Annotated in this window: 23 protein-coding genes; 19 read left to right on the top strand and 4 right to left on the bottom strand. The window is 67.0% G+C overall.

Annotated elements, in window-relative coordinates:
* Window positions 1-5 precede the first annotated feature (5 nt).
* The 13 genes from ftsA to tatC all read left to right on the top strand — a co-directional run bounded on the left by ftsA (window position 6) and on the right by tatC (window position 16,083).
* Window positions 6-1,268: a cell division protein FtsA gene (gene ftsA / locus Q5H94_RS06720; protein ID WP_304560465.1), complete on the top strand. Its 1,263-nt coding sequence runs from the start codon at window positions 6-8 to the stop codon at window positions 1,266-1,268.
* A 114-nt stretch (window positions 1,269-1,382) separates the two neighbouring features.
* Window positions 1,383-2,861: a cell division protein FtsZ gene (gene ftsZ / locus Q5H94_RS06715; RefSeq protein WP_304560464.1), complete on the top strand. Its 1,479-nt coding sequence runs from the start codon at window positions 1,383-1,385 to the stop codon at window positions 2,859-2,861.
* Window positions 2,862-2,998: 137 nt separating this feature from the next.
* Window positions 2,999-5,383 (top strand): SPOR domain-containing protein, encoded by a 2,385-nt coding sequence (locus tag Q5H94_RS06710; protein ID WP_304560463.1) that lies wholly within the window; start codon window positions 2,999-3,001, stop codon window positions 5,381-5,383.
* Between the two features lie 14 nt (window positions 5,384-5,397).
* Entirely contained in the window at window positions 5,398-6,567 is a 1,170-nt protein-coding gene (locus Q5H94_RS06705; RefSeq protein WP_304560462.1) for a deoxyguanosinetriphosphate triphosphohydrolase, read from the top strand.
* A gap of 371 nt (window positions 6,568-6,938) precedes the next feature.
* Entirely contained in the window at window positions 6,939-9,575 is a 2,637-nt protein-coding gene (locus Q5H94_RS06700; RefSeq protein WP_304560461.1) for an autotransporter outer membrane beta-barrel domain-containing protein, read from the top strand.
* 130 nt (window positions 9,576-9,705) lie between these two features.
* Window positions 9,706-11,433: an arginine--tRNA ligase gene (gene argS / locus Q5H94_RS06695; RefSeq protein WP_304560460.1), complete on the top strand. Its 1,728-nt coding sequence runs from the start codon at window positions 9,706-9,708 to the stop codon at window positions 11,431-11,433.
* Window positions 11,433-12,152 carry an SPOR domain-containing protein gene (locus Q5H94_RS06690; protein ID WP_304560459.1) on the top strand — a complete coding sequence of 240 codons (720 nt, stop codon included), beginning with the start codon at window positions 11,433-11,435 and terminating at the stop codon, window positions 12,150-12,152. The genes argS and Q5H94_RS06690 overlap by 1 nt, the downstream gene beginning before the upstream one ends.
* A 123-nt stretch (window positions 12,153-12,275) precedes the next feature.
* A complete protein-coding gene (locus tag Q5H94_RS06685) occupies window positions 12,276-13,283 on the top strand; it encodes a glycoside hydrolase family 3 N-terminal domain-containing protein (protein ID WP_304560458.1) in 1,008 nt (335 codons plus the stop codon).
* Entirely contained in the window at window positions 13,280-14,011 is a 732-nt protein-coding gene (locus Q5H94_RS06680; protein ID WP_304560457.1) for a segregation and condensation protein A, read from the top strand. Before Q5H94_RS06685 ends, Q5H94_RS06680 begins: the two co-directional genes overlap by 4 nt.
* Entirely contained in the window at window positions 14,008-14,607 is a 600-nt protein-coding gene (gene scpB, locus Q5H94_RS06675) for an SMC-Scp complex subunit ScpB (RefSeq protein WP_304560456.1), read from the top strand. Before Q5H94_RS06680 ends, scpB begins: the two co-directional genes overlap by 4 nt.
* Window positions 14,608-14,634: 27 nt before the next feature.
* Complete coding sequence (locus tag Q5H94_RS06670; protein WP_304560455.1) at window positions 14,635-14,868, top strand: twin-arginine translocase TatA/TatE family subunit; 234 nt, start codon at window positions 14,635-14,637, stop codon at window positions 14,866-14,868.
* A gap of 34 nt (window positions 14,869-14,902) precedes the next feature.
* Window positions 14,903-15,310, top strand: a complete 408-nt coding sequence (locus tag Q5H94_RS06665; RefSeq protein WP_304560454.1) for a Sec-independent protein translocase family protein — start codon at window positions 14,903-14,905, stop codon at window positions 15,308-15,310.
* Window positions 15,307-16,083, top strand: a complete 777-nt coding sequence (tatC, locus tag Q5H94_RS06660) for a twin-arginine translocase subunit TatC (protein ID WP_304560453.1) — start codon at window positions 15,307-15,309, stop codon at window positions 16,081-16,083. Before Q5H94_RS06665 ends, tatC begins: the two co-directional genes overlap by 4 nt.
* Before the next feature lie 63 nt (window positions 16,084-16,146).
* Here the strand turns inward: tatC and Q5H94_RS06655 are convergent, their stop codons facing one another.
* The 3 genes from Q5H94_RS06655 to Q5H94_RS06645 form a co-directional block, all read right to left on the bottom strand.
* Window positions 16,147-16,419, bottom strand: a complete 273-nt coding sequence (locus Q5H94_RS06655) for a GCG_CRPN prefix-to-repeats domain-containing protein (RefSeq protein ID WP_304560452.1) — start codon at window positions 16,417-16,419, stop codon at window positions 16,147-16,149.
* A 476-nt stretch (window positions 16,420-16,895) separates the two neighbouring features.
* Window positions 16,896-18,488 carry a sensor histidine kinase gene (locus Q5H94_RS06650; protein ID WP_304560451.1) on the bottom strand — a complete coding sequence of 531 codons (1,593 nt, stop codon included), beginning with the start codon at window positions 18,486-18,488 and terminating at the stop codon, window positions 16,896-16,898.
* Window positions 18,489-18,496: 8 nt separating this feature from the next.
* Window positions 18,497-18,658 (bottom strand): NepR family anti-sigma factor, encoded by a 162-nt coding sequence (locus Q5H94_RS06645; protein WP_304560450.1) that lies wholly within the window; start codon window positions 18,656-18,658, stop codon window positions 18,497-18,499.
* Between the two features lie 242 nt (window positions 18,659-18,900).
* Here Q5H94_RS06645 and Q5H94_RS06640 point away from each other — a divergent pair, with 242 nt between their 5' ends.
* The 3 genes from Q5H94_RS06640 (at window position 18,901) to Q5H94_RS06630 (ending at window position 20,641) form a co-directional block, all read left to right on the top strand.
* Window positions 18,901-19,704, top strand: a complete 804-nt coding sequence (locus tag Q5H94_RS06640) for a response regulator (protein WP_304560449.1) — start codon at window positions 18,901-18,903, stop codon at window positions 19,702-19,704.
* A gap of 64 nt (window positions 19,705-19,768) precedes the next feature.
* Window positions 19,769-19,915 carry a hypothetical protein gene (locus Q5H94_RS06635; protein WP_304560448.1) on the top strand — a complete coding sequence of 49 codons (147 nt, stop codon included), beginning with the start codon at window positions 19,769-19,771 and terminating at the stop codon, window positions 19,913-19,915.
* Between the two features lie 81 nt (window positions 19,916-19,996).
* Entirely contained in the window at window positions 19,997-20,641 is a 645-nt protein-coding gene (locus Q5H94_RS06630) for a sigma-70 family RNA polymerase sigma factor (protein WP_304560447.1), read from the top strand.
* Between the two features lie 6 nt (window positions 20,642-20,647).
* On the opposite strand, the gene Q5H94_RS06625 is transcribed toward Q5H94_RS06630, so the two are convergent.
* Complete coding sequence (locus tag Q5H94_RS06625; RefSeq protein WP_304560446.1) at window positions 20,648-20,893, bottom strand: hypothetical protein; 246 nt, start codon at window positions 20,891-20,893, stop codon at window positions 20,648-20,650.
* Between the two features lie 20 nt (window positions 20,894-20,913).
* Here Q5H94_RS06625 and Q5H94_RS06620 point away from each other — a divergent pair, with 20 nt between their 5' ends.
* Genes Q5H94_RS06620 through Q5H94_RS06610 form a run of 3 tightly spaced genes read left to right on the top strand, consistent with a single transcriptional unit; the run spans window position 20,914 to window position 24,906 of the window.
* The gene (locus Q5H94_RS06620; RefSeq protein WP_304560445.1) at window positions 20,914-23,601 is read left to right on the top strand and encodes a bifunctional [glutamine synthetase] adenylyltransferase/[glutamine synthetase]-adenylyl-L-tyrosine phosphorylase; all 2,688 of its coding nucleotides are present in this window, start codon (window positions 20,914-20,916) and stop codon (window positions 23,599-23,601) included.
* Window positions 23,588-24,058 (top strand): peroxiredoxin, encoded by a 471-nt coding sequence (locus Q5H94_RS06615; RefSeq protein ID WP_304560444.1) that lies wholly within the window; start codon window positions 23,588-23,590, stop codon window positions 24,056-24,058. The genes Q5H94_RS06620 and Q5H94_RS06615 overlap by 14 nt, the downstream gene beginning before the upstream one ends.
* On the top strand, window positions 24,055-24,906 hold the full coding sequence (locus Q5H94_RS06610) for a ferritin-like domain-containing protein (RefSeq protein WP_304560443.1): 852 nt from the start codon (window positions 24,055-24,057) through the stop codon (window positions 24,904-24,906). The genes Q5H94_RS06615 and Q5H94_RS06610 overlap by 4 nt, the downstream gene beginning before the upstream one ends.
* Window positions 24,907-24,923: the final 17 nt, after the last annotated feature.

Below are 24,923 nucleotides of genomic sequence, written 5' to 3'. Positions count from 1 at the left end.
GCGTAATGGCGAAGATGGCACCGGAAGGACTGATCACCGCGCTCGATATCGGATCGTCGAAGGTTTCGGCGATGATCGCGCAGAAGGGCGACGGCGGCGAACTGATCGTGCTCGGCACCGGCCAGCGCGAGAGCCGCGGCGTCAAGCGCGGCTATATCGCCGATGCCGCCGCGACCGAGGCGGCGGTGCGCGAGGCGGTCGAGCAGGCCGAGCGGATCGCGGGCACCAATATCGAGAATGTCTGGGTCAGCTTCTCGGCGGGTGGCCTCGTGTCCGACGTCGCCTCGGTCGAGTTCGAGCTGGGTGGGCACCGCGTCGAACAGTCGGACATCGATGCGCTGCTGCAGGCCGGGCGCGAGTCGATCGATCCTGCCGGGCGCATCGTGCTGCACGCGCAGCCGGCGCTCTATACGCTCGACGGGCTCACGGGGGTGAAGCGGCCGCTCGGGCTGCATGCCGACCGGCTCGGCGTGCATATCCATGTCGTCGCGGCGGATGGCTCGCCGGTGCGCAACCTTGGGCTTTGCGTGGCGAATGCGCATCTCGAGGTGAAATCGATCATCGCATCGCCGGTCGCGACGGGCATGGCGTGCCTTTCGGAAGAGGAGCGCGAGCTCGGCGTGGCGCTGGTCGAGATGGGCGCGGGCATCACCAACGTTTCGCTGTTCGCGGGCGGCATGCTGGTCGGGCTGACCTCGATCCCGGTCGGGGCGGCCGACATTACCGACGACATCGCCTCCGCCTTCGGCATGCGCCGCGCGCAGGCGGAGCGGGTAAAGTGTGTGCATGGCTCGGCCAACACGAGCCCGCGCGACAATCACGAGATGATCGACGTCTCGCCGATTTCCGGCGAGGAGGATGCCGGCGAGGGCACGCGCATCACCAAGGCGCAACTGATCGCGGTGATCCGCCAGCGGCTCGATCATCTGATCGCCGAGATCCGAAAGGCACTGGTCGATCTCAAGTTCGAGGGGCCGGTCGGGCGGCAGGTCGTGCTGACGGGCGGCGGCGCGGACCTGAACGGCATCGCCGATTACGCGCAGGCTGCGCTCGGCCGATCGGTGCGGATCGGCAAGCCGCGCGGCCTCTCCGCGCTGCCCGAGGCGCATTCGGGCCCGGCCTTCGCGACGCTGGCGGGGCTCGCTTTCTACGCGGCGACCGATCCCATCGATCTGCGCTCGCTGTCGCGCGCGGGGCAGACCGTCCACCGGCCCAAGGGCTTCGGGCTGTTCCGCCGGATCGTCGCCGCCGCCAGGGCGAATTATTAAGGAAATACGACGGTCGGCGTCATTCCCGCTGGAACAGCGCCGACCGATAGTGCAGGATAGTTAATCATAGACGCGCCGAAGTTCGTTTGGGGGAGGCGCGGTGGAGAAGCGAAGATGAGCATCGAATTTCTTGCGCCCGAAGTCGACGAACTCACGCCGCGGATCGCCGTGATCGGCGTCGGCGGGGCCGGCGGCAACGCGATCGCGAACATGATGCGCGCGGACGTCCAGGGGGTGGATTTCTTCGTCGCGAACACGGACTCGCAGGCGCTCAAGCAGTCGACCGCAAGCCACAAGATCCAGCTCGGCGCGAAGATCACGCAGGGGCTCGGCGCGGGCAGCCGCCCCGAGATCGGCCGCGCCGCCGCCGAGGAGACGATCGATAGCGTCGCCAAGATGCTGCAGGGCGCGCACATGTGCTTCATCGCCGCCGGCATGGGCGGCGGCACCGGCACCGGCGCCGCGCCCGTCATCGCCAAGGCCGCGCGCGACATGGGCATCCTGACCGTCGGCGTCGTCACCAAGCCGTTCGCCTTCGAGGGCAATCGCCGCGCCAAGAGCGCGGAAGCCGGCATCGAGGAACTGCAGAAGTACGTCGACACCCTGATCGTCATTCCCAACCAGAACCTCTTCCTGGTCGCCAACGCCAACACGACCTTCAAGGAAGCGTTCGAGATGGCGGACGAGGTGCTGCAGCAGGGCGTGCGCGGCATCACCGATCTGATGGTGATGCCCGGCCTCATCAACCTCGATTTCGCCGACGTCCGCTCGGTGATGCAGGAGATGGGCAAGGCGATGATGGGCACCGGCGAGGCCGAGGGCGACAACCGCGCCATCGAAGCCGCGTCCAAGGCGATCGCCAATCCGCTGCTCGACGGCGTGTCGATGAAGGGCGCGAAGGGCGTAATCGTCTCGATCACCGGCGGCGACGACATGCGCCTGCTCGAAGTCGACGAGGCCGCGAACCACATCCGCGAGCTGGTCGACGAGGATGCGAACATCATCTGGGGTTCGGCGTTCAATCCCGATCTCGAGGGCAAGATCCGCGTGTCGGTCGTCGCGACCGGCATCGAGGCGGATGCGCAGCCGGCGGTGGCGGCACCCGCGCCGACCCGCGCCTTCAGCTTCAGCGCACCCAAGGCAGCCGAACCCGCGCCCGCTCCGGTAGCGGCGCCCGAGCCGGTTGCGGCGGAGCCCGAAGCCGCCGCCGAGCCCGCGCCGGTTGCGGAAGAAACGCCAGTCGCCGACGAACCGCTGCCGATTGCGGCGGCCGATGCCGACGAACTCGTACTTGGCAGCGAATCCGAGGTGGCACCCGCGCCCAAGCCTTTGGTGTTCGGCGACGATGAGCCCGCCGCGGAGGTTGTTCCCGAGGCTCCCGTCAAGCGCCGCTGGCTGTCGGGCGGATCGCCCGCGGCAGAGGCGGAACCTGCGCCCGAACCCGTAGCGCCTGCGCCGCGCGTGAAGCTGGGCGGCACCTTGTTCGAGCGCATGTCGAGCGTGTCGCGCAATGCCGCGCGCGAGGACGAGGCCCCGGCCGACAAGGACGCGGTCGAAATCCCGCGTTTCCTGCACCGCCAGAACAACCAGTAACCTGGATGCATCCACCCCGGCGGAGGCCGGGGTGGATGTGGCCGCGCATCCTCGTCGCCGCGACGTATCGATCTGGCGCATCCACGTGCCGCTAGCCACTTCCCGTTGAGGCGCGTTGGGTGCAAGGGTTGCTGACAATGCGCCGTATCCCGCTTCTTCTGGCCGCGTCCGCCGCAGCCTTGCTCTCCGTCCCCGCGCTCGCGCAGAACCCCTATTACACGCCGGCCCCGCCGCCGCGCTCCGACGCCGATTCGCTCGCCGATCAGATGCGCGCGCTGGCGACCAACCCGCAGGATCTGGAGGCGCTGATCCGCGCCGGCGAACTCGCGCTGCGGCTGGGCGATCCGACCGCGGCGTCGCGCTTCTTCGCGCGCGCCGAGCGGATCGATCCGCGCAACGCCCGCATCAAGGCCGGGCTCGGCAGCTTGCTCGTCAGCGGCGAGCGGCCGGGCGAGGCGCTGCGCCGTTTCAACGAGGCGGAGGGGATGGGCGGGCGCGTCGCTGATTTCGCCGCCGACCGCGGCCTCGCCTACGATCTGATCGGCGAGCAGGAGCGGGCACAGCGCGACTATCGCCTCGCGCTGAAGGCCGGGGCGAGCGACGAGACGACGCGCCGCTACGCGCTCTCGCTCGGCATCGGCGGCAAGCGCGAGGAGGCGCTGGCGCTGCTCGATCCGTTGCTGCGCAAAAGCGACCGGGCGGCGTGGCGGGTGCGCGCCTTTGTGCTGGCGATGGGCGGAGATCAATCGGGCGCGGACAAGATCGCGACGACGATGATGCCGGCGGGAATGGCGCAGGGCCTGCATCCTTTCTTCGAGCGCCTTCCGTCGCTGTCCAAGATCGATCGCGCCTTCGCGGTGCATTTCGGCGAGATTCGGCCCACGCCGGAGCGCATCATCGACGCGCGGCAGGTGCCGCAACTGCCGCCGCTCGGCCCCGATCCCGATGCGCGGACGCAGGTGGCGGCACTGAAGGTGAAGCCGCGCGAAGAGAAGGTGCGCGACGATCGCACGTCGCGCCCCCGGCGCGGGCGCAAGGACCGCGCCGAACTGTCGTTCCAGTCCGCCGCGCCGCCGGGCCCGCCGCCGCTGCCGCCGCCGCCCGCCTATGTCGAGCGTGCCGATAGCTACCGGCAACCGGACCCGTATCGCCCGCCGGTGCCGGCCGGGGGCAATTTCTTCGTCCAGCAATTGCCAACCCGCCAGCCGGGTGCGCCCGTCGCGCAGCCCACCGCGAAGCCGCCGGTCGAGGTCGCGACGGTCGTGCCCTCGCGTCAGCCGCTTGCCGTGCCTGCGCCGCAGGCAGTGCTCAAGACAGAGCCGTCCCCGTCGCGGACAATGTTCACGGCCGCACCCGTCGCTGCCACCCCCGCGCCGAAGCCTGTCGAGGTCGTGAAGACGGCCCCGCAGGTTCCGACGCGCATCGAGATCGCCGCGCTGCCGCCGAAGCCGGAACCGAAGCCCGAGGTTTGGGCGGTGACGCCTGCGCCCGTCACGCAGCAAGTGGTGGCGCCCGTACCCGCGGAGGTGCGCCCCGAGACCAGCGTCGTGGTCCCCGTCGCGGCGGCATCGACGCCCGCCGTGCAGACGCCGCAGCCAGCCGCCCCGATCGCCCCGCCGCCTGCCCAGACGGCCGCTGCGGTTACGCCGCCCGTGTCCGCCGCTGCTCAACCCGGCTTCTCGCCCGAACCCGTCGCGGCGGCACCCGCGCCGCCGCCCGTCGAGGTTGCCGCTGTCGCGCCGGTGCGGAGCGAGGATTCGATTCTTTCCTCGATCATCGCGGGGATCGGCGTGCCCGCGTCCGAACTGGGCGTGAACGCGCCCGCCCGCGCCAGGCCCGAACCCGCGCCAGAGCCGATCGTTGCGCGGACGGAGCCTGCGCCGGTTGTGGCGGTGCAGCCCAAGCCGGTCGCCACGGCGAAGAAACCGGCCGAGCCCAAGCCCGCGCCGGAAGAAAAGAAGATCCCCGAAAAGAAGCTCGCCGACGCGAAGAGGCTCGACGCCAAGGCGGCGGATGCGAAGAAAACCGCAAGCGGCAAGAAGCTGGCCGATGCCGATGCGCCGGACGACACGACGGCAAAGGGCCGCAAGCCGGGCGACAAGAAGACCGACGCGAAGCTCGCCGATGGCAAAAAGGGCGCCGACAAGAAGGCCGATCCCAAGCTCGCCGATGCCAAGGACAAGAAGGCCGCGGACAGGAAAGCGGACGCCAGGAAGCTCGCCGACGAGAAGAAAAAGCCGAAGGAGACCCCGCGCATCTGGGTACAGGTGTCGGGCGGCGCCAATGCCAAGGATCTGCCCAAGGCGTGGGACAAGCTCAAGCAAGGGCAGGGTGGCGATACGCTCAAGGGCAAGCAGGCTTATGCGACGCCGCTCAAGGCGACCAACCGCCTGCTGACCGGCCCCTTCGCCACGCAGGCGGAGGCGCAGGCCTTCGTCAACACGCTTACCAAAAAGGGTATGTCGGGCTTCGTCTTCACCAGCGAGGTGGGCCAAAAGGTCGACAAGTTGCCGTCCAAGTGAGTATCGCCTCCGGCATGACTCGGCCCCTTGCAAACCTCGCCGCCGATCCCGCCGCCACGCGCGGACGGCTCTATCATGAGGAGGGCGGCGATCTTCGCGGCCCGCGCGACGCTTTCCAGCGCGACCGCGATCGCATCATCCATTCGATCAGCTTCCGGCGCCTGCGCCACAAGACGCAGGTGTTCATGGCACCTGATGGCGACCATTTCCGCGTGCGGCTGACGCACAGCCTGGAGGTGGCGCAGATCGCGCGGACGATCGCGCGCGCGCTCGGGCTCAACGAGGATCTGACCGAGGCGCTCGCGCTGGCGCATGATATTGGTCACCCGCCGTTCGGCCATGCCGGCGAGGCCGCGTTGCAGGCCGCGCTGGCGATGCAGGGCGGTTTCGATCACAACGGCAACACGCTGCGCGCCTTGATGTGGATCGACAGCCCTTATCCGCGCTGGCCGGGGCTCAACCTCGGCTGGGAGACGCTGGAGGGGCTGGCGAAGCACAACGGGCCTGTCTCCGCGCCTGGCTGGGCGCTGGCAGAGGCCAATGCGACCTTTCCGCTCGCGATCGAGCACTGGCCCTCGCTCGAGGCACAGGTCGCGGCGATCGCCGACGACATCGCCTATGACAATCACGATATCGACGATGGCCTGCGTGCGGGGCTGCTGACGCTCGACCAGTTGCTGGCGGTGCCGATGGTCGCGAACGGGTGGGGACGGGTGACCGCGCGCTTTCCGGGCATTGCGCCGGAGCGGTTGATCGGCGAACTGATCCGCAGCCAGATCGGCGCGATGGTCAACGATCTGATCGCGACGACCACCGCGACCGCGCACACGCTGGCGCTCGCGAACGCCGACGACGTGCGCGCGGCCGGGCGCTGCGTGGCGGTGTTCTCGCCCGAAATGGCGGAGGCCGAGCGCGAATTAAAGCGCTTCATGTACGCCAACCTCTATCACCATCCGCGCCAACTGGCGGCGGCGGAGGCGGCAGAAGGGATCGTCGCCGGCCTGTTCGCCGCCTATCGCGCCGATCCGTCGCTGATGGCGGCGGGCTGGGCGGAGCGCCTGCCACCCGACGAGCCGCGCCGCAGCCGCCACATCGCCGATTTCATCGCCGGCATGACTGACCGTTACGCCATTTCGCGTTACCGCGAGGTCGTCGGCCCGATCGACCTGCCCGACGGGTTCTGATCCCCGAACCGCGTTCGGGCCGGACTGGCCCTTCCGAGTCGTTGCGTCAGAATCTTGCCGCCGCACGCCGCTGCGCGCAGCAAGAGTGTTAAAAAAACGTTACGCGCGACCTTCTAAAGTTGCAGCCGAGCTGTTTGCCGACGCTGCGCGCCAATCCCTATTTTCCGTTTATAATCAAAGGACATGCCGCATAGTCGGCAAAGATGACCCCGCAGAATCTATAATCGAGATCAATCTATAAACGGTACAGCCATCGTCGCGAAACCGAAGATGCTGATTTTATACAATACTGTTCCGGCGCAGCGACTCTAATCGTCCTGCACAGACAATCACCACCGCGATTTTTCGTGGTTAGGGGTGCGGGGGACAGCATGAAAAAGCTTTTGATTTCATTGGCCACGTCGGTGGCGGCAATCGCCGTTGCCAATCCGGCGTATTCGCAGACGTTCGTCAACGGTGGATTCGAGGACGGTACTATCAACGGTTGGACGACAGGCGGCGGAACCTGGACGGGAGGACCGTATCCGGTCGCTTCAGACTATCTGCCCGGTGGTTCGCGCTATGATGCGTCGCAGAGCGTCGTCGTCACGACTACGCCTGGCTTCGATGCGTACACCGACAACAATCTGCGGACGGTCTACGCCGGAAACTATTCGGCGATGGTCAACAACCCGGTCAATAACGACAGCGTGTCAGTGATCAGCCAGCGCGTAAATGGCTATACCGACAGTCAGATCGCCTTTGCATATGCGGCCGTTTTGCAGGATTCGCACGGCCCGACCGATTCCGATGCTTTCATCATCACGCTAACCGACGCGACGACCAATGAGGTTCTGTTCACGTACAACCTCAACTCCGCCACGGCGGCTTCGGGCACGTTCACACAGTCGAACTCGGGCTGGTATTATACCGACTGGCTGACGCAATCGATCGACGTGTCGAGCCGCGTCGGTCACGACTTCATCCTGTCGCTGCTCGCCAACGACTGTCCGTACGGCGGCCACGCAGGCTATGCCTATCTCGATGGTTTCGGCGGTGTCATCCCGATCCCCGGCGGCACTCCACCGCGCGCCTATTGGGACGGCGACTCAGCGGGCCACGGCGCGGATGGCGTGGTACAGGGCGGCAACGGCGTATGGACGAGCGACCGCTCGACCTTCACCGGCGCCAACGGCATCCCCGACAATTCGCAGCCGCAGGGCGCGGAGATCGTGTTCGCGGGTTCGCCCGGCACGGTCGTCGTCGACAACAGCATGGGCCAGGTGAAGGTCGCCGGTCTCGACTTCCAGGTCGGCGGTTACATCATCAACGGCAACACGGCCACTGACGGGCTTGAGCTGACCGGCTCCAGCGTGAAGTTCAACGTCGGCGATGAAAGCACCGCCGCGCCGAACATGGTGGCGACGGTCAACACGCCACTCGCCGGCACCGCTGCGGTCGAGAAGACCGGCGCGGGCACGCTGATCCTCGGCGGCACCAGCACGATGACCGGGCCGACGACGGTTTCGGCCGGCACGCTGGCCGTCAATGGCTCGATCGCGGGTTCGGCCGTGACCGTCGGGACCGGCGCCACGCTGAAGGGCAGCGGCACGGTCGGCGCAACCGACGTGCAGACCGGCGGCACGATCGCCCCCGGCAACTCGATCGGCACGCTCAATGTGGCGGGCAACTATAATCAGGCTGCCGGCGCGACCTATCAGGTCGAACTGAACACGACCTCGTCCGACCGCATCATCGCCACCGGTGCGGCCACCGTCGCCACCGGCGCGGTCGTCAACGTCACCCGCACTGCTCCGACGCGCGTGCTGGTCGGCTCGAAATATGCGATCATCACGGCAGCGGGCGGGGTGACGGGCAAGGTCACGCTGACCGGCGACCTGCGCGTCTCGGCCTTCTCCAACCTCGTCGACACGTATGACGCGACGAACGTCTATCTGTCGGCGCTGCAGACGCGGCGCTTCGCGGCGGCGGGCCTGACGCCCAACCAGATCGCCTCGGCGGGCGGGTCGGACATCGGCAGCGGGCCGATCTGGACCCCGATCGTAAACCTGCAGACCGATGCGGAAGCACGCGCGGCGTTCGACGCCACCTCGGGCGAACTCCACGCCACGGTGCGCGGCCAGGCGTTCGAGGACAGCCGCTTCGTTCGCGAGGCGATGCTCGGCCACCTGCAGCAGGCGGGCACCGATGCGCCGCCGGAGCCGGTCTGGGGCCACGCCTTCGGATCGTGGGGCAATGCGCAGACCAACTTCAATGCCGCGGCATCGACCCGCGACATCGGCGGCATTTTCCTGGGCTATGACGTGGTACACGGCGATGCCTTCCGCCTCGGCCTGATGGGCGGTTATGCCAACAGCACGCTGCGCGTCGCCGACCGCGTCTCGAACGCTTCGGCCGACGACATCAACCTCGGCGTCTACGGTGGTTACGGCGACGGCAAGTTCAGCGCGAGCCTGGGCGGCGGCTATACCTGGCGCGACATCAAGGCGAACCGCGTGGCGTCCTTCACCGGCTTCACCGACTCGCTGGCCTCGAACTACAAGGTCAAGGTGGCGCAAGTGTTCGGCGAACTCGCCTATCGCTGGCAGCTCCCGACCGGCGGCGGGCTCGGGCCGTTCGTCAACGTCGCCTATGTCAACGTCGACGGCGACGCGGCGGGCGAGCGCGGCGGCGCGGCGGCATTGTCGCTCCGCTCGGGCAAGCAGGACTGGGTGGTCGGCACCGCCGGCATCCGTGTCGACGCCAAGATCGGCAGCGCGGTACGCCTGAAGGGCGACGTCGGCTATCGTCTCGCCAGCAAGACGCTGCCGGCGGCATCGCTCTCCTTCGCGGGCGGCTCGCTGTTCACGGTGACGGGCACGCCGATCGCGAGCGACCAGCTCTCGCTCGATCTCGGCCTCGATGCGAAACTCGCCAGCCGGCTTACGTTCGGCCTGTCCTATTCGGGTCGGCATGGCGGCGGCCGCACCGACAACGGCGGCAAGGCGAGCCTGCGCTTCTCGTTCTGATCCTTCGGGGAGAGAGGTGGCCCCGTCTCCTGCTGCGGCAGGGGGCGGGGCCTGCCCGTTCGGGGCGCAGTTTGAGTCGCGAGCGGCATTCCGCTAAGGCCCGCGCTCGCTTCTGACGACCGGACCCGCCATGACCCTTTACACTCGTTTCACCGCGCATCTCGATGCGGCGCTCGATGCGCTCGTCGCGGCGGGCGCTCTGCCCGCCGGGCTCAACCGCGCCGCCGTCACGGTCGAGCCCCCGCGCGATCCGAGCCACGGCGATCTCGCCACCAACGCGGCTATGGTCCTCGCCAAACCCGCCGGCACCAATCCGCGCGCGCTGGCGGAGAAGATCGCCGAACGGCTGCGTGCGCTCGACGAGGTCGATGCGGTAGAGATCGCGGGGCCGGGCTTCATCAATCTGCGGCTGAACGACGATACCTGGCGCGCGGAATTGTCGGCGATCCGCGATGCGGGCGGCGATTACGGGCGCTCGGAAACAGGCAAGGGCATCACCGTTAACGTCGAGTACGTCTCGGCCAATCCGACGGGGCCGATGCACATGGGGCATTGCCGCGGCGCGGTGGTGGGCGATGCGCTTGCCGCGCTGCTGGAGTTCGCCGGGCACAAGGTCATCCGCGAATATTACGTCAACGATGCGGGCGGGCAGGTCGATACGCTCGCGCGCTCGGTCCACCTGCGCTACCGCGAGGCGCTCGGCGAGGATATCGGCGAGATCCCCGAGGGACTGTATCCGGGCGATTATCTCGTGCCGGTCGGGCAGGCGCTAACACAGGAATATGGAGACCGCTTTGTCGGTGCGCCCGAGAGCGAATGGCTGGTGCCGTTCCGCAAGGCCGCCGTTGCGGCAATGATCGTGCTCATCAAGGGCGATCTCGCGCTGCTCGGCATTCATCACGACCTGTTCTCGTCGGAGGCGGAGTTGCAGGCGGCGGGCAAGCCCGAAGCAGCGGAAGCCGAATTGCGCGCGCGGGGCCTGATCTATGACGGCATGCTCGAGGCGCCGAAGGGTGAGACCCCCGAGGACTGGGAGCCGGTCGTGCTGCCGCTGTTCCGCTCGACCCAGTTCGGCGACGATCAGGACCGGCCGATCAAGAAGTCTAACGGGCAGTGGACCTATTTCGGCGCCGACCTCGCTTACCATTACCAGAAGGCGCAGACCGCCGATGCGCTGATCGACATCTGGGGCGCGGACCATGCCGGCACCGTCAAGCGGATCGTCGCGGCGGTGGCGGCGCTGACCGGCGGCAAGACGCGCTTCGACGTCAAGCTCGTGCAGATGGTCAAGCTGCTGCGCGCCGGCGAACCCGTCAAAATGTCCAAGCGTTCCGGAAACTTCGTGACGTTGGCTGATGTCGTACGCGAAGTCGGTAAGGACGTGGTGCGCTTCACCATGCTCACGCGCAAGGCCGATGCGCAGATGGACTTCGACTTCGCCAAGGTGGTCGAGGCGTCGAAGGAAAATCCGGTTTTCTACGTTCAATATGCGCACGCCCGCATCGCCTCGCTACACCGGCGCGCGGCGGAGGCCGGAATCGTGTGCGGCGCGGTCGATCTGTCCCAGCTTGAAACGGAAGACCTTGCGCTGGTGAAGCTCGCGGCCCAGTTCCCGCGTATCGTCGAAACCTCTGCCACTGCACGCGAGCCGCACCGGATCGCATTCTATCTCTATGACTTGGCGGCGGAACTTCATTCCCTCTGGAATGCCGGCAACGACCGGCCCGAGCGGCGCTTCCTGAACGTGGACAACGTGCCGGTCACCTGCGCGCGTCTTTTCCTTGCCGACGCGATAGGGCAGATCATCCGCAACGGCCTCGCCATCATGGGTGTCGAGGCGGTTCAGGAGATGAACTGATGAGTAGCGTAGAGACCGATGGCCCCGATGACGATCGGCTGCCCTGGCTGGAAACCGCCGACGACGATTACCGCGAAGGCCCCTCGACGCTGACCGTGGTCGGCATCGTCATCGGCCTGCTCGCGGTCGTGGCGGCGGCGATCTTCGGCTACCAGTATTTCCGCGCCGGCCCCGGCATGGACGGCAACGGCGCGATGATCGCTGCGCAGGAGGGCGACTATAAGGTCAAGCCCAACGAGCCGGGCGGCATGAAGGTCGAGGGTGAAGGCGATACCGCCATCGCCACCAGCAACGGCACCCACAACGGGAACGCATCGATCAATCTGAAGGGTGTGCCAGAGGCACCGATCACCGGTCACAAGGCGGCTCCCGCGACGACCGAAGGTGCCGGCGCCAGCAAGGCCGTCGTCGCGCTGCCGCCCTCGTCGGGCAAGCTCGCCGCGAAGACGGCAACCCCATCGATCGCGTCGGGCACGTCCGGCGGTGCGCTCGTCCAGATCGGATCGTTCCCGACCGAGGCTGCGGCGAACGAAGCCTGGGGCAAGATTTCGAAGCGGCTGATCTATCTCGCCTCGCTCGGCAAGTCGGTGCAGGCGGCGCAGGTCAACGGCCACACGACCTACCGCCTGCGCGTCAACGCCGGAAGCGCAGGGCAGGCGAGCGAACTGTGCGGCAAGATGAAGGTCGCGGGCGAGGCCTGTTTCGTCGCAAAGGATTGAGCGCAACCTATTCCCCCGCGAAAGCGGGGGCCCAGAGCCAAGCAGCGCAGCGTTCGTGACTGGACTCCCGCTTTCGCGGGAGAACGGTTTTGCGTTGGGTTGACCCACTGATATGCCGCTCCCATGAAGCCCGTCATCTTCGGCCTCTCCGGCCCCGCCATCACCCCTGACGAACGCGCGTTCTTCACGGCGGCCGAGCCCGCCGGCTACATCCTGTTCGGGCGCAATATCGAGACGCGCGCGCAGGTCCGCGCGCTGACCGACGATCTCCGCGCGATGACGGGCCGTGACGACCTGCCGATCCTGATCGACCAGGAGGGCGGGCGCGTGGCGCGGATGCGCGGGCCCGAATGGCCTGAGTTTCCCGCCGGCCCGGCCTTCGACGCGCTCTACGAAATCGCGCCGATCTCCGCGATCGAGGCGGCGCGCGCCAACGCCCATGCGACCGGCCTGATGCTTGCCGAGGTCGGCATTACCGTCGATTGCTGGCCCATCGTCGATGTTGCGCAGGCGGACACCGCCGAGATCATCACCTGCCGTGCGCTGGGGCACGAGCCGATGCGCGTCGCGGCGATGGGGCGGGCAATCCTGCAGGGCCTCGCGCGTGCAGGCGTGGTCGGCGTCGTCAAGCACATGCCGGGGCATGGCCGCGCACTCGTCGACAGCCACCTCGAACTGCCGCGCGTGACGGCGGGCGAGGCTGAGCTGGAGATCGACCTCGAGCCGTTCCGCGCGCTGAATGACGCACCGATGGGAATGACAACGCACATCGTGTTCGACGCTTGGGACAACCAGCGGCCCGCGACGCTGTCGCCGACCGTCATCGCGGATGTCATCCGTGGAAAGATCGGTTTCGACGGACTGCTGATGACCGACGATATCGACATGAAGGCGCTATCGGGCACGGCGGGCGAGAAGGCGGCGGGTGCGATCGCGGCGGGATGCGATCTGGTGCTCGATTGCTGGGGCCGGATGGAGGAGATGGAGGAGATCGTCAGCCGCCTTGACGTCATGGCGCCGCAATCGCGCGACCGGCTCGATCGCGCGATGGCGAGCGTCGCGGACAAGCGCCAAGAGGCGGACTTCGCCGGACTGATCGCCAAGCGCGACGCTTTGCTGGCGCTCGTGTGAGCGACGACGATACCCTCACCGTAGAGGTCGAGGGCTGGGAGGGCCCGCTCGATCTGCTGCTGGCGCTGGCGCGCAACCAGAAGGTCGATCTGCGCGAGATTTCGATCCTCGCGCTGGTCGATCAGTATCTGCGCTTCATCGAGGAGGCGCGCGAGCTGAAGCTGGAGATCGCGGCGGATTATCTGGTGATGGCGGCGTGGCTCGCCTTCCTCAAATCGGGGCTGCTGCTGCCGCGCGATCCCGAGGTCGAGCCAAGCCCCGAGGAACTGGCGCTGCGCCTGCAACTGCGGCTCGAACGGCTGAACGCGATGCGCGAGGCGGGGGCGCGGCTGATCGCGCGCGACCGGATCGACCGCGACGTCTTCCGGCGCGGCGCGCCCGAGGGTCTGCGGACGGTGCGCAAGGCGCTGTGGCAGGCGGAGATCTACGATCTGATCGCCGCATATGGCCGGATCAACGCGCGCACCCGGCCGGTGATGCACATCGTCGCCGATCGCCCGGTGATGACGCTGGAGGCGGCGCTGGAGCGCGTCTCGCGGCTGGTCGGCGCGAGCGTCGAGTGGACCGCGATCGAGAGCTTCCTGCCCGAGGCGGCGAGCGGCATCTTCCGTAAGTCGGCGCTCGCCTCCAGCTTTCTCGCCGCGCTCGAACTGGCGCGGCAAGGCCGGGTCGAACTCCAGCAGAAGTCGCCCTTCGCGCCGCTGTATCTCAAGGTTCCAGCCTCGTGACGCCGCCGGACGACCTGACTCGCGCGGTAGAGGCGATCCTGTTCGCCGCAACCGAACCGCTGACGCTCGACGCGATCCGCGCACATCTCGGGCAGGAGGCTGACGTTCGCGCTGCGCTAGAGGCTCTGCAGGGCCAGTATGCCGGGCGTGGCATCGAGATCGTGCGGCGCGGCGAGCGCTGGCATTTCCAGACCGCGGCCGACATGGCGCACCTGCTCCGCCGCGACCGCGAGGAGCCTCGAAAACTCAGCCGCGCGGGCATCGAGACGCTGGCGATCATCGCCTATCACGAGCCCGCGACTCGCGCGGAGATCGAGGCGATCCGCGGCGTGCAGATTTCCAAGGGGACGATCGACGTGTTGATGGAAGCCGGCTGGGTGCGCCCCGCCGGGCGGCGCGAGGTGCCGGGCCGGCCGTTGATGTACGCGACGACGCCGGAGTTTCTCGCGCATTTCGGCCTCGCCAGCAGGCGCGACCTGCCGGGAATCGACGATCTCAAGGCTGCGGGGCTGCTCGATCCGGTCGATCTCGCCTTCGAAAGCGCGCTCGAAGATACGGACATCAACGAGGTGGCAAACGCCGACGAAGGCGACTAGATAGGCTCAACTCCTGGGAGATTTGTGATGGGTAGTTTTAGCCTCGTCCACTGGCTGATTTTCGGCGGTATCGCGATCCTGATCCTCGGTGGCGGCCGTTTCTCGAACATGATGGGTGATGTCGCCAAGGGCATCAAGCAGTTCAAGAAGGGCATGGCCGAAGAGGACGAGCCGGCCCGCGAGCCGAGCCGTATCGAAGCGAAGAAGGTGGCCGAGCCCGCCTTCACCGCACAGGGCGAGAAGGTCGGCGAGGACCGCTAAGGCGGTCTTTGCGCACTAGGGCGGCTGCTTCACGATGTTCGATTTTGCGCCGATGGAGCTTCTGATCCTGGGCACCGTCGCGATCGTCGTGATTCCGCCCAAGGATCTGCCCAAGGCGATGCGCGTCGCCGGCTATTGGGTCGGCAAGGTGCGCGGCGTCGCCGGGCAGTTCCGCAGCGGCTTCGACACGATGGTGCGCGAAGCCGAGCTGCACGAAATGGAAAAGAAGTGGGCGGAGGAGAATGCGCGTATCATGCGCGAGCATCCGCCGGCGCCTGCTCTAGAGAATGGCGCGATTGAGCATGATATCGGCCACGAGCCGTATAGCGAGGATGGTCCGCCGGTGATGGTCGCGCATCCCTCGGTCGAGCCCGCCCCGCTCGCGCCCGCCGAGCCCGAACAGGCACCCGCGGCCGGAGATACGGGCAAGGCGCAGTCGTGAACGCGCCCGCCGACGATCTCGATGCGTCACGTGCGCCGCTGCTCGATCATATCGTCGAGCTGCGCCGCCGCCTGCTGTTCAGCCTTGGCGCGCTGGCGCTGGCGTGCGTCGTCTGCTTCGTTTTTGCGGAGCCGATCTTCGGCTTCCTCGTCCAGCCGCTGATTGCCGCCGGGCAGAAGCAGATCTACTACACCGGTCTGTTCGAGGCGTTCTTCGTCCAGATCAAGGTGGCGTTCTTCGCCGGGCTGATGATCTCCTTCCCGATCATCGCCAACCAGCTCTGGCAGTTCGTAGCACCCGGCCTCTACCGCAAGGAAAAGGCCGCGCTGCTGCCGTTTCTCATCGCGACGCCGTTCCTGTTCGTCCTGGGCGCGAGCCTAGCGTATTTCGTTGCGATCCCCGGCGCGCTGCATTTCCTGCTCAGCTATCAGGGCAATGTCGGCGGCATTCAGCAGACGGCGCTGCCGGCGGTCGACAAATATCTCGATTTCGTGATGCAGTTCCTGTTTGCCTTCGGCATCTCGTTCCTGCTGCCGGTCGTGCTGATGCTGGTCGAGCGGGCTGGGCTGGTGACGCGCAAGCAACTGATCGGCGCGCGTCGCTACGCAATCGTCGGCTGTTTCGCTATCGCGCTGGTGCTGGCGCCGCCCGATGCCGGATCGATGATCATGCTCGCGGTGCCGCTGGTAGCGCTCTACGAACTCGCGCTGATTGCGATCTGGTTTACCGAACGCGGCCGCCGCAAGCGCTCCGCCGAGACCGAAGCCGCCTGATCGCCAACGAAAAGGGCGGCGGTCTTGCGACCACCGCCCTTCCAGCCTCGTAAGGCGCGCGCCTCAGCGATAGCGCCAGCCGCCGTGATGGCGATAGCGCTCGCGGTAATAGCGGCGACCATCCCAATAGCCCCTGCCACGATAGTAGTTGCCGACAACCAGCGACACGCCGGGCCCGCCGACCACGACGGGACCGCCGCGCGCATAGCCGTTCGGGCGGCAATGCCCGGCCGGACCGCGATGGAAGCCCCGGCCGCAACCGTCGCGGGCCTCCGCCACGGGAATCGTCGCGATGGCGGCACCGGCCGCGAGCGCGAGGAGAATCAATTTGTTCATGACAACCTCTCGGTTTGTTACGCTGGTGACCCGATTTCGGGTGGCTGGGGAACGCCCGCCCGGCAAGACTGTTCCACGCCGCTCGAACCGATCTTATTTCGTGTCGTGAGCGGTCTTGGCGACCGTGTTGCACGCGCTGACGAGCAACGCTCCGGCGACGAGGACCAGTCCGATATATTTGCGCATTGGGGATCTCCTGAAAGCCTTGCAGGCGATCAATGATCGACGCGGTGGTCCGTTCCGCATCGGCAACGGCTTATGAGATCAATCGAAAATGTGGGGGATTTCAGGAGCCTGAAAAGTTTTGGGACCGAACCTGGCGCCGGGGGGGGGGGGGGAAGGGCGGCAGGTTCGGTCCCATGTCTTGGATAGCGAGAGCGGGGGGGCATAAGGTCACTATCCGAAGTGTAGAACGGCCTCTGCCCAAAGTGGTTCCCGGCCCCACGAGAAATTTTCGATATTTTTTCTCAAAAAAATTAGTCGCGGCCCGAAACCGGAATTTGTATTTCGTAGGCGCCGACCAACGGATCGTAGTGCAGCTTCGAACGCAGCTGTCGCGCGAGCCCCTCGGTAACGCGACCGTAGCGATCCGTGATCACCTGCCGCAGGTCATCCGTCTCGATCAGCGCCGGGGATGCCACGCGGACGACCGCGCGATCGGGCACGTCGGCATCGCGTATGGAGACGCGCACCTGCGCCGCCGGGCTGAAGGTCATCGCCAGTTCGACGAGCTCTGTGATCAGAAAGCTGATCGCGATCGCAACATCCTGGCTGGCGAGAAGCGGCGCGACCTCCACCGCGATGCCGAGCTTGCCAGTGCCCTCAGGTGCCGTCGCACGGATGTTCGACGCAAGCTCGCCGATCACCGAGCGCAACGACAGGCCGCGATTCTCTTCCAGCTCCGCGAAATGATGGCGATGGACGACGGCGAGCGCATCGACCCGGCGCTGGATCGAGGCATAGGCGGCGGTCGCCTCCGCGCTCTTCGCGCCGCGCGCGTGGAAATTGATCAGGCTGGAGATGACCTGCAAATTGTTCTTCACGCGGTGATGCACCTCGCGCGTCAGCTTCGTCTGACGCACCAGTCCCTCCGCGAGGCCGGCCTCGTGTTCGGCGACAGTGCGGCTGATCGTGCGGAAGGTGTCGCCGAGCTCACGAATCTCCTGCGCGGGCAACACGTTGATCGTATCGAGCGCGATCTCTTCACCGGGAACATAGGCGGCGACGCTACGCCGCAGGCGGCGCAGCGGGCGGATCAGCAACCGGTCGACGATGAACCACGCGATGCCCGCCGCCGCGGCCCACATCACGATCGGCAGCAGCATCGCGACGAGCAGCGGCGAAGTGATCTCGCCGCTCGATGCGCGTGTCTGCAAAACCAGGCCACCGATGCCGATGCCAAGCCGGATCGTCTCGCGCCGGTCGAGAACGCCGCGTTCGGGCAGTTCGAACAGCGAGACCGAATCGGTGCCCAGCACCAGCTTCGCCTCGTAATCGGGCGCGAATTCGCTCGGTCGTGCGACGTCGGCGAGGAGAGTGGCGGGGAAGAAGGCGGCGGCGCGCGTCCGCCCGCTCGCACCGCGGATCGACAACGTCACGCCGCGCCCTTCGATTACGCGCGCGGCGATCGGATCTTCACCCGCCGGGGTGGCCGGAGCGACATCGGCGGAAAAAGCGCTGCCGCAGATCGGCTGGCCGCGCGCATCGGAGACTACGAAGCGCGCACCGTTAGCGGATTGCGGCGCGAACACGCCGGTCGCGCGGGCGCAACTCGGCGCGTCGCCGGGGTCGGCGTCGAGCGCGCTCAACGCCACCCGCAGCGCGGTCATGTCGCCGACAAGCTCGATGGAGACTTTCCGCGCACTCTCGGCGGTGGCGATGCGCAGCGCCGCGCGTGCGCCTTGGTCGGCGATCTGCGTCGTCCGTATCGTCGCGAAAAAGGCGATGATCGCCAGCGGCAGCAACGCCGCGCTCAGAATCAGAAAAACTTTCGCGCCCGTCGGAATCCGGGCGATCGCGCTGCGATGCGGCACCGGATCAACGACGGGCGCGCCGATTGGCTCGTCCATTACTGGGGTCAGTCGAGCTTGCCCAGAAGGTCGAGCATCTCGGGCGGCACTTTTTCGTCCACGGTCTTTTGGTAGACCGTGCGCAGCGCCGCGCCCATGTCACGATCCTTGCTTTGGATCTTCGCGCGCGCGCTCGGCGGTTTTTTCGAAGACTCTTCGCCAGAACGCAATGTCGTCCCCCTTGGGCATCGGGTTTCACCCCGGCAGATTGTTATGCTCCCGTACCATTTCCGGGAAACGAGAAAAATGTCGATACACGTCGTGTAGTGGCGATGAAACTAAAGACCCGCTCGATTGTTCCACTTGCGATGCGAAAAACTCCGGGGGGTCGTTTTCCGGGCGAAGCGCATTGCATCTGCGTCCCGTCGCTTTCAGAATGACGGTCGCTTTTTTCGAGGAGTTTTCGACAGTCATGTCGCTTGGCCAGCAGCTCGCACCGCACCTTCCGTTTCTTCGCCGCTACGGCCGCGCCCTTACCGGCAGCCAGTCGCACGGCGATCGCTACGTCCGCGCCACGCTCGAGGCGATCGTCGCGGCACCGACCGAATTTCCCAAGGACGTGGACCCGCGCCTGGGCCTCTATCGCATGTTCCAGGCGATCTGGGGCTCGACCAACTACGACGAGACGGCGGAAAATGCCGGTGCCGACGAAGGTGCCAGCGTAGAGGCGATCGCCCGCGCGCGCCTCGCCCGCATGACGCCATTGTCGCGTCAGGCGCTATTGCTGACAGCGATGGAAGGCTTCACGCCCGAGGATACGGCGTACCTTATCGAGGTTGAACCGGCTGAGGTCGAATCGCTCGTCGCCGAGGCGTTGTCCGAAATCGAGAAGCAGACGCGCAGCCGCGTTCTCATCATCGAGGACGAGCCGATCATCGCAATGGATATCGAGACGATCGTGCGCGATCTCGGCCACGAAGTGACCGGCGTGGCCGTCACCCGCGACGAAGCGGTGGCGCTGGCGATGGAAGACCGTCCGGGCCTCGTCCTGGCCGATATTCAGCTTGCCGACGACAGTTCGGGCATCGACGCGGTGAAGGACATTCTTGCCGAGTTCGAAGTGCCGGTGATCTTTATCACTGCCTTCCCCGAGCGTCTGCTGACCGGCGAGCGCCCCGAGCCGACCTTCCTGATTACCAAGCCTTTCCAGCGGTCTACCGTAAAGGCGGCGATCAGCCAGGCCTTGTTCTTCGACGCGGCGACGGTGCCGGCCTGAAACTTTTTTCAGGCCCGGTTCCATTCGGTACGGAGCCAAAACGGATTTCATCCGTTTCTACCTCATGGCTGACGAAAACGAACCGACTGAGATCAGTGGAAACGACGCGCGCGGCGGAGTAACGCCTCACGTCACGCGCTACGTTCTGGGCATCTCGCTAATCGCCATCATCGTGCTGTTCGCGATCATCCTCATCTGGAACGGACACTGACGGGCGGCCTTTTATGGCCGCCCGGTTGGACTTTGACGCCCCCCTCACCATGTTGAGACACGGGAAACGAAACGGATGCTGATGAGCGATTCGAACATAACCGAAGACGATGACGACGCTCCGGCCGAGGTGGTGGAGCATGTCGCGCTTTCGGATGGTGATTTCAAAAAGGAATTGGCAACCGTCATCCCGCACCTGCGCGCGTTTGGGCGCTCGCTGTCGGGCAGCCGCGACCTCGCCGACGACCTTGTCCAGGAAACGCTGATGAAGGCATGGGCCGCTCGTCAGCGATTCCAGGCCGGCACAAACATGCGCGCCTGGACGTTCATCATCTTGCGCAATCTCTATCTTTCGCAGATGCGCCGCGCGCGCTTCAAGGGCGAATGGGATGATCTCGTCGCTGACCGCATTCTCGCGGCTCCGGCCAGCCAGGACCGTCACGTCGAACTCGGCGACATGCAGCGCGCTTTGTTGCATCTCCCCCAGCCGCAGCGCGAGGCGCTGATCCTGGTCGGCGCGGGAGGTTTCGCCTATGAGGAAGCGGCAGATATCTGCGGCGTCGCTGTCGGCACGATCAAGAGCCGCGTCGCGCGCGGCCGCGTCGCGCTCGAGGCGCTGATGAACGACAACAGCCTGCCGTCGCGTCGCACACACAGCAACGAACCGGGAATGACCGCGCTCGACACGATCATGGGTGAGGTTGCGGATCTCAGCAAGGACCGCTGAAGCGGCTCAATTGCGGGTTTCGGCGCTCGCCGGAATGGCATCGAGTTGGCGCAGCAACGCTTCGAAATCGCCGAGATCGTCGTCGCCCGTGGCAAAAGCCTGTGCCAGCGATCCGCCAACAGTATCGCAGAATTGCGGTACGCCGACAGCGTATCCGTTCTGGATCGTTTCGCGCACGGCCGGTTCGGACTTGATCGACATGAAGCTACAACGGGCGAGTTCGTCTTTTGTTGCTTCCCTTTTGCTGGCCAAGCCGCGATGTCACCTTCGTTATGCTTGAGTTGGCAAAAGAATCCGCAATCGTCGATGCGGTGGCGCGGGCGCGGGCCCATGCGCCGTTCTTGTCGCTGTTGCTGGACCGCGAACCGGACCTCGCCGAGCTTCTCGAGAGCGGCGCGATGCCGTCGCTCGACGTCGTGGCGGTCGATGATCCCGATATGCCGGTGCCGAAGCGCCTGCGGCTGGAGCGACGCAGGCTCGCGCTGATCGTCGCGATCGGCGACCTGTCCGGAACGCTCGATCTCACCGCCGTCACGCACGCGCTGTCCGATTTCGCCGACCGCGCGCTCAACGCCGCGATCCATGCCGCCATCCTTGAGAAGATGCCGGGCGAGGAGCCGCGCGGCTTCGCCGGCATCGCGCTCGGCAAGCAGGGAAGCCGCGAGCTCAATTATTCCTCGGACATCGACCCGATCCTGATCTTCGACCCCGCGACGCTGCCGCATCGCGCGCGGGAAGAGCCGGTCGAGGCGGCGGTGCGGATCGCCAGGCGCGCGGTCGAGATCCTGCAGAACCGCGACGGCGACGGCTATGTGCTGCGCGTCGATCTGCGGCTGCGGCCATCTCCCGAGGCGACGCCGCTCGCGTTGCCGGTCGATGCCGCCATTTCCTATTACGAATCGCTGGCGCTGCCGTGGGAGCGGGCGGCCTTCATCCGCGCGCGCGCGGCCTCCGGCGACCTGGCGCTGGGGCGGCACTTCCTCACCGCCATCCAGCCCTTCATCTGGCGGCGCGCGCTCGATTTTGGTGCGATCGGCGAGATTCGCGGTATCTCACGCCGCATCCGCGATCATCACGCCAAGGGGCAGGCGTTCGGCCCCGGCTACGATCTCAAGCGCGGGCGCGGCGGCATCCGCGAGGTCGAGTTCTTCGCGCAGATCCACCAGCTCATCCACGGCGGCCGAGACGTCTCGGTGCGCGCGCCCGCGACCCGCGACGCGCTGGCGCAACTGGCCGGGGCAGGGTGGATCGATGGCGACGAGGCGCGCGATCTCGCCAGCGCCTACACGTTGTTGCGGACAATCGAGCACCGCGTGCAGATGGTCGATGACCTCCAGCTCCACCGCCTGCCCGAAGGCGCCCCGCTTGAGAATCTCGCGCATCTCCACGGCGTCGAAAGCAGCGCGGCGCTGCTCGACCTGCTGCACCCGCACGTCGAGCGTGTCGGCCGCGCCTATGACGCGCTCGACCCGCCCGACAGCGGCGGCGTGACGTTCGATGCCGATCCGCTCGCGGAAGAGCTCGCCGCTGCGGGTTTCACCGATGGCGCGGCGGCGGCGCGGATGGTGACGCACTGGCGCGGCGGCAGCTATCCGGCGCTGCGCAGCGAGGCGGCGCAATCGGCGCTGGAGGCGGTGTTGCCCGGCCTCATCAAGGCGCTCGCGACCGCGCCCGATCCCAATGCCGCCATCGCCAAGCTCGACCAGATGCTGTCGCGCCTCTCCAGCGCGATCAACTTCTTCCGCCTGCTGGAGGCGCGGCCGGCGCTCGCGCGACTGCTGGCGCTGATCCTCGCCCACGCCGTCACGCTGGCGGATTCGCTTTCCGGGCGGCCTGAACTGCTCGACGGGCTGATCGACGCAAGCGCGCTTGGCCCGGTCGGGTCGGTCGCGGACCTCGCTGGCGTCATGGCGGCGGGCGGCGGCGATTATCAGGCGCGGCTCGATCACGTCCGCCGTATCGTGGCGGAGAAGCGCTTCGCGCTCGGCACGCAGATCGTCGCGGGCACCAGCGACGCGCTCGACGTCGCCGCCGGCTACAGCCGCGTCGCCGAGGCTGCGATCGAGGTGCTCGCGAGCGCCACGATCGCAGAATTTGTGAGCGTGCATGGCCGCGTGCCCGACAGCGAACTCGTCATCCTCGCCCTCGGTCGCCTCGGCGGCGGCGCGCTGACGCACGCTTCCGACCTCGATCTCGTCTACCTCTTCACCGGCGACTACAAGGCCGAGTCCGATGGCAAAAAGCCGCTCGGCGCGGTCCTCTTCTACAATCGCCTCGCGCAGCGCGTGAGCAGCGCGCTCTCCACGCCGACCGCCTTCGGCCCGCTCTACGAGGTCGATACGCGACTGCGCCCCTCTGGCACGCAGGGGCCGATCAGTGTCTCGCTCGACGGCTTCGAACGCTATCAGCGCGAGAGCGCGTGGAGCTGGGAGCATATGGCGCTCGCTCGCGCGCGACCGGTATTCGGATCGGTTGCGGCGCGCGAACAGGTCGCGGCCGGCGTTACGGCGGTGCTGCACGGCGACCGCCCGGTGCGCGATATCCCGGCCGACGCGCTGGCGATGCGCGCGGAGATGGCGAAGCACAAGCCGCCGCACGGCCCCCTCGACGCGAAGCTGCTGCCGGGCGGGCTCGTCGATCTCGAATTCGCGGTCCACATCGTCCAACTCACTCGCCACATCGGGCTCGATCCAAATCTCGGCAAAGCGATTGCCGGGCTGGTCGCGGAAGGGGCCGCGCCCGCCGAACTGGTCGAGGCGGGCGCATTCCTGACGCGGCTGCTCGTCATCCTCCGCCTGGTCGCACCCGATTCCGCCATTCCGTCCGCGCCGACGCAGGCATTGATCGCGCGCGCGCTCGGCATGGCGGATTGGGCGGCGGTGGTTGCCACCCTAGAGACGACCCGGCAGGAGGTCTCACGATATTTTGCCGAAATCACAGGAGCGAATGATGGCGATTGAACCCGGCGCGATGATCCCCGACGTCACACTCGTCGCGGCGGATGGCACGCCGCTCAAGCTGCGCGACAAAACCGGCGCGCCCTTCGTCCTCTATTTCTATCCCAAGGACGACACGACCGGCTGCACGCGCGAGGCGCAGGATTTCACCGCGCTCTATTCCGAGTTCCGCAAGTCCGGCGCCGACGTCCTCGGCGTCTCCGCCGACACGCCTGCGAAGCACCGCAAGTTCACCGCCAAATACGATCTCGCCGTGCCGCTCGCCTCGGACGACGAGCATGTCGCGATGGAGGCATTCGGCGTGTGGGTCGAAAAGAGCATGTACGGCCGGCAGTACATGGGCATCGAGCGCTCGACATTCCTGTTCGCCGCCGACGGCACGCTCGCGCAGGTATGGCGCAAGGTGAAGGTCGCGGGCCATGCCGAAGCGGTGCTGGCGGCGGTGAAAAGCCTGACGTGACGAGCATCTCCGTCGCCATCCGGCAGGTGCTGGAGGCGACCGACCCCTATGCGAAGGTAAAGGCCGCCCGCGCCGCCGCGCGCGGCTGGCGGAAGGGCGCGTTCGGCCCCGCAGACGGCAGCGCTATGCCCGACCGGCCGGGGCGCCCCGCCGCGCCAGAACTTCTGGCGCCCAACCTGATGCCCCGGCGCGGCAAGGCCGGCTCCCAACGCGCTCGCATCGCGCTCCTCCACGCGCTCGCGCATATCGAGTTCATTGCCATCGATCTCGCCTTCGACATGGCGGGGCGGTTCGGCGCGAGCTTCCCCGACGCTTTCACCAGCGACTGGCTCGCGGTCGGCGCGGACGAGGCGATGCATTTCGCGCTGCTCGACCGGCGGCTGCGGGCGCTCGGCAGCCACTACGGCGCGCTTCCCGCCCACGACGGACTGTGGGAGGCGGCCGCGGAAACTGCGCACGATCCGCTCGCCCGCCTCGCCATCGTGCCGATGGTGCTGGAGGCGCGCGGGCTCGACGTCACGCCCGATATGATCGCGCGCGCCGATGCGGCCGGCGATGTCGCCACGGCGCGCATCCTGCGGCGCATCTTCGAGGACGAAATCCGCCACGTCGGGGCGGGCACCAAGTGGTTCGAATATGGCTGCAATGCCGCCGGCGAGGCTCCGGGATTCTACTGGCGGGCGCTCGTCGGCCGCCATTTTCGAGGCAGTTTGAAGCCTCCGTTCAACGACTCGGCGCGCCGACGGGCCGGTCTAACCCGCGATTACTACCAAGTGCTTGCCTCATTAAGCATTTCCCCGTCAGGTGAGGGTGTCCGGGACGCGGAGGGGCTGCGGCCAGGACAGTAAGGGGCGGGTGCCGTTGT

The organism is Sphingomonas immobilis (assembly GCF_030580995.1).
Taxonomy (GTDB): domain Bacteria; phylum Pseudomonadota; class Alphaproteobacteria; order Sphingomonadales; family Sphingomonadaceae; genus Sphingomonas; species Sphingomonas immobilis.
This window is presented reverse-complemented; position numbering and strand designations above follow the sequence as displayed.